Here is a 259-nt window from a genome sequence, read left to right on the forward strand (position 1 = left end):
ATGGCCGGCAGCGCGTTTCAGCGCCGGGTGTGGCAGGCGCTGATGACGATCCCCTATGGAGAAACCCGGTCCTACGGCGAGATCGCCGAGCAGATCGGCGCGCCCGGGGCCGCTCGCGCGGTCGGTTTGGCCAATGGACGAAATCCGATCGCGGTTATCGTGCCCTGCCATCGAGTTATCGGCGCAAGCGGCAGCCTCACCGGTTATGGCGGCGGACTGCAGCGTAAACGAACGCTGCTCGAATTGGAAAAAAGCCGTA

At 64.1% G+C, this 259-nt stretch carries 1 protein-coding gene; it reads left to right on the forward strand.

Annotated features, from left to right (window positions below):
* Nucleotides 1–259, forward strand: a 259-nt coding sequence (locus AC5Y42_RS23635) for a methylated-DNA--[protein]-cysteine S-methyltransferase (protein ID WP_499900988.1), incomplete at both ends; no start/stop codon positions are given.

It is taken from the genome of Mycobacterium sp. NGS48, from assembly GCF_059812585.1.